Annotated in this window: 6 protein-coding genes; all 6 read right to left on the reverse strand. The window is 51.4% G+C overall.

What is annotated here, in order from left to right; genetic code table 11:
* Nucleotides 1-130: 130 nt before the first annotated feature.
* Nucleotides 131-3,166, reverse strand: a complete 3,036-nt coding sequence (locus PN477_RS07315) for a peptidase domain-containing ABC transporter (RefSeq protein ID WP_272117080.1) — start codon at nt 3,164-3,166, stop codon at nt 131-133.
* 264 nt (nt 3,167-3,430) lie between these two features.
* A complete protein-coding gene (locus tag PN477_RS07320; protein WP_272117084.1) occupies nt 3,431-6,832 on the reverse strand; it encodes a DEAD/DEAH box helicase family protein in 3,402 nt (1,133 codons plus the stop codon).
* A gap of 16 nt (nt 6,833-6,848) precedes the next feature.
* The gene (locus tag PN477_RS07325; RefSeq protein ID WP_272117086.1) at nt 6,849-7,220 is read right to left on the reverse strand and encodes a HEPN domain-containing protein; all 372 of its coding nucleotides are present in this window, start codon (nt 7,218-7,220) and stop codon (nt 6,849-6,851) included.
* Nucleotides 7,217-7,531, reverse strand: coding sequence for a nucleotidyltransferase domain-containing protein (locus PN477_RS07330; protein ID WP_272117088.1), 315 nt, complete (start codon nt 7,529-7,531; stop codon nt 7,217-7,219). The genes PN477_RS07325 and PN477_RS07330 overlap by 4 nt, the downstream gene beginning before the upstream one ends.
* 30 nt (nt 7,532-7,561) lie before the next feature.
* Entirely contained in the window at nt 7,562-7,948 is a 387-nt protein-coding gene (locus PN477_RS07335) for a type II toxin-antitoxin system VapC family toxin (RefSeq protein ID WP_272117089.1), read from the reverse strand.
* A gap of 1 nt (nt 7,949) precedes the next feature.
* On the reverse strand, nt 7,950-8,222 hold the full coding sequence (locus PN477_RS07340; protein ID WP_272147119.1) for a hypothetical protein: 273 nt from the start codon (nt 8,220-8,222) through the stop codon (nt 7,950-7,952).
* Nucleotides 8,223-8,596: the final 374 nt, after the last annotated feature.

Here is an 8,596-nt window from a genome sequence, read left to right on the forward strand (position 1 = left end):
AAATTAAGGACTCGCTGTCGCTCGATTTGTTTGTTGGTGCAAATTCATCTCGCCACTAAAAGGCACGTCCGCCGTTACCTTCGGTAACTCTACTCGGACTCGCTTTATAGTGGGAGTCTTCTTTGCACATTTAAGATAATGTCCGTGCGCCCTGTTGTTGGTAAAGGGCAAAATATCGGCCTTGGAGGGCGACGAGTTCGGCATGGGTTCCCACTTCGACCACCGATCCGGCATCCATCATCACGATGCGATCGGCCTGTTGGACGGTGCTGAGACGGTGGGTGATGAAGAGAACGGTGCGATCGCGAAAGGCTTGGGATAAATTTGTGCAGACTTGTTGCTCTGTGGGATAGTCGAGGGCGCTGGTGGCTTCGTCCAAGACCAAAAAGGCCGGGCGTTGGAGGACGGTACGCGCGATCGCAATTCGTTGCCGCTGTCCCCCCGACAGGGATGCCCCCCGTTCCCCCACCCGCGTATTGTAGCCACTGGGCAACTCCATAATAAAATCATGGGCCGCCGCCACCCTCGCCGCCTCGATCACCTCATCGCTCGACGCTTCCGGGTTGTTCATCGCAATATTTTCCTGCACCGTCCCATCAAACAAAAGGGGGTCTTGGGGAACAACCCCAATCTGCCGCCGCAGGGAATACAATTCCACCTTAGCCACATCATAACCATCGAGCAAAATTCGCCCCCCTTCCAGGTCATAAAGCCGCACCAACAGCTTCGTTAACGTACTTTTCCCCGCCCCACTTTTCCCAACAATACCCACAAAACTCCCCGCCGGAATCTCAAGATTAACATTCACCAATTGCAGCGCCCCTTGCTTTTTAAACCGGAAGGAAACATTCTCATATTTCACCTGTCCTTGCACCTCCGGCATGGGAATATTACCGCGATCAGCTTCCCCTTCTTGGGGGTTGTCGAGAATGTCGCCCAACCGTTCCAAAGATAAGCCCATTTCCTGGAAGTTCTGCCACAGTTGCGCCATTCGTAACAGGGGACTGGTGACATAGCTGGCAATGATTCGGAAGGCGATTAATTGACCCAAACTCAGATCCCCTGCCAGGACTAAATAGGCCCCGCCCCACAACACTAATAAGCCCGACACTTTATTTAAAAAGGTACTGGCAGAATTGGCCAAAGTGGAGGTTTGAACCGTTTTAAACCCGGCGGAGACATAGCGGGCGTAATATTCTTGCCACCGCCAGCGCGATCGCAGTTCGATATTTTGGGCCTTCACGGTTTGAATCCCGGACACCACTTCCACGAGATGGGATTGAGTTTGGGCGTTGCGTTCGGCTTTCTGGCGCAGTTGACGGCGGATCAACGGGGAAAAAATCAACGTCGAGATCACAAAGACCGGCAGAATGGACAACGCCATTAACGACAGTTTCCAACTGTAGAAAAACATCACCGCCACATAGATCACCGAAAAGATCGCATCAAGCACCACGGTTAAGGCCGTCCCGGTTAAAAACGAGCGAATATTTTCTAACTCATTAACCCGGCTTGATAATTCCCCCACCGGGCGGCGATCAAAATAGCGCAGGGGCAACCGCAGAAGGTGGTCAATGATTTCTGACCCCAGGGACATATCAATGCGGTTAGTGGTATCGACAAATAGATAGGTGCGTACCGTACTGAGGATGAATTCAAAAATTGCCACACCGAGGAGAAAAATTCCCAACACTTGCAGCGTTTCGGAACTATTTTGGACAATCACCTTATCAATAATCACCTGAATGATTAAGGGATTCGCTAAGGCAAACAGTTGCACAAAAAACGACGCGATGAAAACCTCAAGTAAAACCCCTTTATACTTCCAGAGGACGGGTAAAAACCAACTCAGGCCAAAACGTTCTTGGGGGGTATATTTTGAAGGGCGAATCAGCAGGACTTGCCCCACTTGATCCCAGGCTTCGAGGAAGTCTTTGGGTTTGCGGCGGAGAATGCCGATTTCCGGCGCACCGATGACGATGAGGCGATCGCTGATTTCATAGAGCACCGCGAGCCGGTCTTGCCACTGGACGAGGGCGGGCCCTTCGAGGCGCATCAGGGCACTGGCGGGAATATTGACCAATTGGGCGTTTAACCCCATCAATTCCGCCACTGAACCGCAGTTATAGAGGGATAGATTCCCCTGTCGCTGGATCTGATCGGCGAGGACGCGCTGAATCACTTCGCGGCGGAAGGGCATCCGAAAATGTTGGCTCAACATCTGAAAGCAGGCCACCGCTGCATCGAGTTGGGAGCCGCCTTTGACGTGGGGATAGGATTGGCGGGACGGGGGCGGCGGTGGTGGGGCGGCGGTGGGGGGCGGCTCGGAGGGGGAGGATTGGGGGGAGGATGCTTCGGCGTAGGGGATGGGGGTGTCTGGCAGGGTGATTGTGTCGGGGTCGGTGGTGGGGGAAGGGCTGGGGGCGATCGCTGCTGGAGCCGTCAGGATCAGATCCGCCTCTTGGATGCCGATTAAGCGGGCGGGATAGTTGCCGACGACTTCGAGGCTACGCTGTTGGGACGAGAGGCGGAGGGGATAGCCGGGTTTAAAGTGGGTGACTTGACCGCCGCCACTGACAAACCAGAGGAGATTTGGGTATTGGAGGACGTGGGCGGGTTCTGCGTCTAACAGATGACGACCGGGGGGGAGGCTACAGACTTGGGCGTTGCGGGCTGCTTGGAGGACGAGGGTTTTGAGGGCGTTGCTGTCGGTGAGGTTGGGGATGGGGCGACGACAGAGGAGATCGAAGATTTCAGCGATCGCCGTCTGATGGTGGAACTGGTGGGCAAAGTCGGGGTATTGATTGAGGAGGGCGAAAAATGGCTCGGCGGCGAGGGTGAGGGCGACGGTTTCCGTCGATGCGATCGCCGTCTCGCAGGGAATCCCCCGCAACAAACTCACCCACCCCACCAGATCCCCGGCTTCGAGACGTTGGAGGGTGAGGGGCAACTTGGTGGTGGCATCGTAGCCAATCAGCCGCACTTGCCCTTCGTAGAGCATGATGATGTGTGGGGGAATTTGGTCACGAATCAGGAGGGTTTGCCCCATACGATACCGGAGGGGGCGAATCTGTGCCATCAGGGTGCGCTGGGCTTCGGGGGGAAGTTGACGAAAGGGGGTGCGTTGTCCCAGAAAGGTTTGAATTTCAGCAACGGTATAGGGCATGGCGCAGCGCAATCACAGATCCGAGATGACCCCTCAAGGATACCCAATTCGCTCCACGGGCGGCTAGATGGGTTGGGTTCAGGGGTGAGAAGATGTGCGATCGCACTCATCTGCGATCGCTTGTGATCAGTAATAAATAAATATATATATCGGTCAGCGATCGCAAGTCGTCCCGATCCGGGGTTGTATTTTGTCCCGTTTTATGGCCCTAGAGGATATCAGGGGACTGCGATCGCACAGATTTTGCGATCGCCGGGAGGAGCATCAGGCCGACGCACCGCCAAAGTTGAGATCCACCGATTCATTAAACGTGCTGACAATCGAAACGATCGCATCGGCATCTTGATCCCCAAAGAGGCCATCAAGGCCATCGCTGTGGAGATCCGTAAACGGAGGTTCATAGAGTTGATACGGGTTCATGATGCCCTGTTGCGTCAGGAGATCGATGATTTGCTCGATAAAGCGGATTTGATTGGCGCTGAGGGTTTGATTGCTGAGGTAATGGCTAAAGGCAGCTTTCGCAGCCGAGCGATCGAGGCCGACGAGGCTGCGGATAAACTGTTTGAGGTTTTGGGCTTGGGTGCTGTACACCTCAGTAAAGCGTTCCTTACTTTCGAGGCCCTCCGTAGTGAAGAGGATGGTTTCGAGGGCATCGAGATCGGTTTCCGTGAGGGAAAGGTTACGGCGTAGTTTCGCGATCGCCACATGATTCTGATGGGCGCGAATATAGGCCTCGACTTTTTTGCGGTATTGGTGGGGGCTGAATCCCGTCTGAGCGATCGGGACAGTTGCCTCGCTAAGGTCGAGCAGTTCGTCTTGAAAATTGGTGTGGACGATCGCGGTTTCGGTGCGATCGACAAACTGGATCAAGTCCCGGAGCCGGAGCCGCAGAGTTTCCACGAGGGGAACCGTCACATCCTCCCACCACCGTTCCTGTAATGCGTCCTCGATTAGCGGCAGTTGAGCCTGCACCATGGGGATGTTGGTTTTAGTTTCAAGGTTGCTGAGGAGGTCGCGCACCTTGTCCCGCAGGGGGATCAGATTCGCGGCTTGGGTCTGGAGGGCGAGTTGAATTTGTAAACAGAGCAGATCAAAGCGGCGGGTTTCGGGTTTTTCCCTGGGGAGGCTGTGGGGGAGATGGGCGAGGGTTTCCGTTAAGATCCGGTGGTCTTGATCGCTGAGGTGTTGCCAGCGTTCCCGGTGGCGGAAGGTTTCGACGGCTTCGAGGTGACGGCGCACGATGAAATTATTCGGTTCCATGCTGGCGATGAAGGTCTGGAGACGATCGCCCAGTTTTTCCCGCACCTCCCCTAGATCCGATTGGGGCGCGATCGCCTCAAACAGAGCCAAGCGCGTTTTAAACAATTTCGTGGCGAGACTTTCCGCCGGTTTGGGGTCGGCTTCTTTCACCCCCTGCTCGAAATATTCAAAATTACGACAGAAATCAAAAATCTGAAATTCCGTCTTATCATCCCCCAGGGCCAACAGATCCGGACAAAGCCGAGTTCCCCGCCCGATCATCTGGTTAAACTTAACGCGGGAGTAAACCGGCTTAAAAAACACCAAATTCAACACTTCTGGCACATCGACCCCGGTGTCGAGCATATCGACAGAAATCGCGATCGCAAGGTCGCCGTCCTTTTGTTCAAACGCTTCGAGGAGGCTTTCGGCGTAGGGGTCGTGACTGTCGATCAGGCGGGCCATTTTGCCGGCATGGTGGGGGTAATTGGCGTTGAAGCGGGTGAGGATTTTTTCAGCGTGATCATGGTTGCGGGAAAAAATAATCGTTTTACCGAGGCGATCGCCCCCATCCACCCGTAACCCAAACTCCATCAAAATTTCCAAGGCCTGATCGATCGTATTGTCATTAAACAGCCATTGATTAATCGCTTTGCCATTAATTTCCGGCGGATGTGCTCCCGTTTCTGGGTCGGAAAATTTCGCCTCGTATTCCTCCTGTTCCGCTGCCGACAGTTCACGATATTTAATCCCCAGACTCGGCAGTTTCAGATCGACCCGAATCCCCTTGGGCGGCACGAGAAACCCGTCTTGAATTGCATCTTTGAGTTCGTAGGCATAGGTGGGGTTGCCCTGTTCGAGGCTAAAGATTTCGTAGGTGTCGCGGTTCACCTCGTCCCGTGGGGTGGCGGTGAGGCCGACGAGGAGGGCATCAAAATAGTCAAAAATGTAGCGATATTTTTGATAAACGCTGCGGTGGGCTTCATCAATGATCACGAGGTCAAAGTACCCCGGCCCAAATTGACGATCGCTCCCCTCGATCTGATTAATTTGGTTCATGATCGTCGGATAGGTGGACACCACCACATTCGCCCCTTGCACGTCTTTTTCTTGCATGAGATTAATCACGGTGGCATGGGGCAAATGTTGATTAAAGGCGTTGCGGGCTTGGCGGACTAAACTTTTGCGATCGGCTAAAAATAAGACCCGTTTCACCCAATTAGCCCGCATCAACAGATCCACCAGGGCGATCACGGTGCGGGTTTTGCCGGTTCCGGTGGCCATCACGAGGAGGGCTTTACGGTTTTTGCGGGTGAAGGTTTCGGTGATCCGTTGGATCGCTTCGACTTGATAGGTGCGTCCCGCGATCGCCGCATTCACCGCGATCGACTCTAGGGCTTTTTGGTGGCTCCGTCGCCAGATCCGATGTTGTAGTTCGGCTTTGGTGAGGAAGCCTTGAATTTCGCGGGGGGGATAGTGGCAATCGTCCCAAATATAGGTGTGGTAGCCGTTGCTATAAAAAATGATCGGGCGTTGGTGAAACTGCTGCTCTAGGCAGTCGGCGTAGAGTTTGGCCTGTTGTTGGCCGATTTTTGCGTCTTTGCGGGTGCGTTTGGCTTCGATGACGGCGAGGGGGAGGCCGTTGTCATCCCAGAGCACGTAGTCGACGCTGCCCCGACCGGATTTACTCACGGATTTCGGCATTCCGGTGACTGGATATTCTAAGCAGTCGGGATGGTCAAGAGTCCACCCCATTTCGAGCAGTTGAACATCAATGAATTGGCTGCGGGTTTGGGCTTCGTTGTAGTCGTGGGGGTCGGATGGGGTGCGGTTCTGTGCTTTGAGGGCGGCGATTTCGGCGCGGGCTTGTTGCAGTTGGGTTTCGGTTTGGCGGTTCCGGGCGGCGGCGATCCGTTGCATCTCCTCAGATTGGGAGAGTTGGGTTTCGAGTTTTTGCAGTTCGGCGCGGCTGGTGTCGTTGGGGGCGATCGCGTTGTCTTGGGGAATCAGGCCGGGGTCAAAGTGGAGCGCACCAAGGTTTTTACGGTTGGGGGAGTAGGAGCGACTGACCCAATAGAGGACGTGAAACAGTTCTTCAATGATGTAGCGGGAGGTTTGGGCGGTGATGGGTTTGGCGTGGTGAACGGCGATGTTGCCGAGTTTTTGGATTTGGCGAATTTTGGGGAAGATGCCGGGGCTGAGGTTGTCTTGAAAGGTTTGCTCATGGATCAATGCGCCGAGTTTGGTGTCGTAGGGTATCTGAAGATAGGGGTCATTGTCATAGAGCCAAATCACGGTTTGCTCTAGGGTGTAGCGGGCATAGAAGCAACTGGCACGGGGGGCGCGATCGCTGAGGCTTTCGGCATGAATGGCGTGGTCGTATAAGGTAGGAAAATCGGTTTTCAGGAAGTCAAAGTTTGAGGTCATGGCTGGAATATGTCGATTATCGAGAGTTTGGAGCAAGGTTTAAAAAGGCTGTGGCTCTTTCGATCTGGGTGGCGGCTTCTTCTTTGTCTAGGATATTGATTTCGCCATAATCACCCAATAGTCTGAGGTCTTGGGCTTCTTTGAGGTGGCGGTGAAATTCTTTGGGGATGCGTCCGGTTTTAGCAAATTCTCGACCAAATGCAGAAATAACGGCGGAATGTTTGGAAAAGCTGAGTCCTTCTCCTTCAAGGTACGCTGAGGCAACATAAAACATTGTGTAATAGGCTCTAGCGACGGCAAAATCATAGTATTCACCTTGATAAAGATACTTTGCAGCGTTGAGGCTTTGGGTTGCTTTAGCGATGAGTTGCTGTTGATTTTCGTTCACACTGGGATTCCTTCGGTTTTGATGTTGCGGATGAGGGGGGTTTCTTTGGTTTGGAATTGTTCGGCGGACAGGTAAAGGCAGTTAATGAGGGCATCGGTTTCGAGGCAAAGATCGCTAATCCAAGGGTTATTTTTTTTGATTTCTTGAACGGGGTTGATGGTTCCTTTGAGGATGATGGCGATATCAATATCGGAGTCGGGTGTGGCTTGTTGTCGGGCTTGGGAGCCAAATAGAATAATTTCCTCTAATTGGTCTTGGTAAAGGTCTTGAAATTGTTTTTTTAGGATTAAAAGAAGTGTGTTAATTGGCATTACTATTTTTTTGTATTTACAAGATATTTTTTATGGATAGCTGAGTAAGTCAAGATTGGAAATAAATCGATAATCTTTCTGGTTTTTGCTCAGGAGAGGAATATTTTCACTGATTGCCGTTGCTGCAATTAGTGCATCAGGAATGAGTAGGTTATAGCTTAGGTTATAATTTTGCATGAGTTGAATGGCAATTTTTGAGATATTTTCGTTTAGGTTTGATCGACTAAATTGATTTAGAAATTGATTCAGATTTTGTAATTCTGTTTTGTTTCGGCAACCAACGATTAACTCCATTTCTGTGATGCTGGCAATACTAAGGTGATGGGTCTGAGATTCTTGATAGAGACGTTGTTTAGCTGTGATGTCGTTGTTTGCAATGTCAATCAAAACATCAGTATCAATGAGTAGTTTTTGCATGCTAGCGAGTCCATTGATCTTGACGGATATTTTTTACCCATTGGCTACTATCTTGCATTTCGGATCTGTCGCTCCACATACCAACAAAATCATGATTTTCTAAGTTAAGTGGGGTAACTGTTGGTGTTTCTTGCTGTGCTTTGGCTTTGAGAAAATGGACAAATTCAGCAACCATTATCTGGGCTTCTGGGGATAGTTCTAGAATTTCGTTGGTTAGGGTTTTGATTTCAATCATTTTTCTACATTCGTGGGTTAAATAGATTTTCTGGTTCATCACAACTCGCCGCGAAAGGCTTTTTGTAGTAGGGAGTTAAATAGATTCTCTGATTCGTGACTATAATTCTCTGATTTTTTCGTTAAGCTTATTACTTGTTTGCACAACAAATAAAATTTATTTTGTTCTTTTATTGGAGGACAAGGAAAACAAAAGTTTAGTAATGCAGGACGATTTATTTTGGGGATGTTGGTTCTAGTTGAATGTTTTTCTGCATAATCCAAGAAAAACCGAGGGTAGTGCATTTTAGTGCAGGCTAGAGGAAAAGATAGGGGCATCTTGCTCCGCCAGCTTCTCTCTGATGCCCCGATTGTACTCATGGATGAACAGCCATATCGCCCCAATGTGGTTCTCCACCTTTTTCGAGAACGACA

The organism is Spirulina subsalsa CS-330 (genome assembly GCF_028330765.1).
In the GTDB taxonomy this organism is placed as follows: Bacteria; Cyanobacteriota; Cyanobacteriia; order Cyanobacteriales; family Spirulinaceae; genus Spirulina; species Spirulina subsalsa_A.